The organism is Limnothrix sp. PR1529 (genome assembly GCF_002742025.1).
In the GTDB taxonomy this organism is placed as follows: Bacteria; Cyanobacteriota; Cyanobacteriia; order CACIAM-69d; family CACIAM-69d; genus CACIAM-69d.
In genome coordinates this window covers 1-1,903 of sequence record NZ_LIRO01000133.1, presented here as the reverse complement: position 1 = coordinate 1,903, position 1,903 = coordinate 1, and the positions used below count along the sequence as shown (strand labels likewise).

Below are 1,903 nucleotides of genomic sequence, written 5' to 3'. Positions count from 1 at the left end.
GCTTTCAGGTGCGCAAGAAATTTTAAATAAATAGGATTTGCCTGAAGGCGAGATCCGGCCGGTTGGTTCCGGTTTCAATCCAGAAAACGTGCCACAGACTCTAATTGCTGAATCGGCTAAGAAAGCCAGTGAAGCAAGCGATATCTCGGCGCTTGATCTGTTTTCAGACGATACACCTTGGGAGTTTTTAGGCGATCCACCGCCTAAGGGGTAGACCAATCATGGGTGTATCCTCTCTCGACAGCCCTGAAGGCTACAGAGTCCTAAACGATCCAATTTTGCGATCGGGTGCTCAGGCCAGACCGATCGGGGAACCGACCAAAATCCCTTTGCCCCCCATCCCCATCCCCTCGGGCGGTGGCCGCGGCGGTGATGATTTGGATCCGGCTCCGTCCAGGGCTAACGATGACTTAGACCCGGCCCCGCCCAGGCCGGAAGATATCCCGCCACCCGCGGCCGCACCAGCTCCACCACCCACAAACCCGTGGGATTATTTGCCCGATTGGTTGCGATCGCCCCCGGCGCTGCCGTCGATCGCCCTACCGCAATTGCCACCCCTCCCGGATTGGCCAGCCTGGCCCGGGCCGCCGGCTGTGCCCATGGGTTGGCCTAAACCTGGCATCAGGCCGCCTAGTGATGTGCGGCCCAAGCCAACAGGGGCATCACCCTCGGCCGCAAAACCGGCCGACATCCCGGGGGAACCGGGAGAGAGAGCGCCGATCGGCTCATCGGCTCGGCCCTACTGGGTTGCCTATCAATGGGCGACGGTGGCCCAAAGCGTTTGGAACCCGGCCACCGGTCGCTATCGATTTCAGAAGTGGCTCAACGGCGGCAACTCGGTTTTGACCCTGCAAGGGCCGCTCACCGTGGTTCAGGTTCCAATTCTGGCAAGTATCCGGGCCAACTACGATCCAGACGCGCTGCCCAGCGAGTGGATGGATATTTACGTTAGGGATGGAGCCGGGAAAACTCATTACCTGGCTGACGGGTCTTATTTCGCCACGGCCTCCTGGGCCATTACGGCTGTGGACGGGTTGCCGGAACCATGGTTACCCGATCGGCAACCCAAACCACCTCAGCCAGGGGTAGACCCCTACCCCTCTCGGAATCCAGCACCTGTGCTTGGTCGCCCGGCCGCCATTCCCCAGCCAGCTATCCCCCAACCGGACGATCGCCCCGATGTGCCAGCCCTGCCCACCCCAGTTCCAGGGGCGGCGAACCCCCCGATTGAGATCCCGCTCCCGGCCAATATTCCGGTAGACAAACCGGCCGCCCTTGATACGCCCTTTGCACCTGGACTCGCGGGCGCTCCGGGCATTCCTACCCTTCCGGGCCTGCCATTGATCGGCTCGCCTTTCCCGGCGATTAGTTCACCGCCGATCGCGTCCGATGGGCCTAAAGCTGGTTACGGCCCCAGCGCGGCGATCGTCTGTCGATTCCAGGCGATCGACCTCTCTGAGATTCTGCGCACCAACGATCGGGCCTTGGCCGCAATCGGCAGTATTGAGCTGGCTGGGCCAATGCAAGGCATGACTTTAGCCCAGCGGATCGAGACCATTAGGCGGCGGTTCGAAATTCAGCAAGCGCAATTTTCTTTCGTCAATTTACTTGAAATTCACAATGGTTTGATTCAGTCTTCTGATTTTCTTGAATCGGTAACCAATACATTTTCTGGTTTTCTAAGTAACTTCCTCAGTGAATTTAGTTTAACTGCTACTGATGACCCAATCGCGCCACCCGATTTTGCAGAAACTATCCAGCAAAGTTTCACAAGCTTTGTTAATGCGTTGATTGGTCAAGAGAATTGGGCTAACTTTCTATCAAAACTACTGAATCAGAATCGGATTGTTACCAGTTCTGCCAACTTATTCAGTAGCCTCTCTACCAGAAGTGTTGAATCTAA

At 57.2% G+C, this 1,903-nt stretch carries 1 pseudogene; it reads left to right on the top strand.

Features of this window, described 5'->3' with window-relative positions:
• Positions 1–221 precede the first annotated feature (221 nt).
• Positions 222–1,903, top strand: a pseudogene (locus tag AMR42_RS18355) (hypothetical protein); the annotation flags it as partial.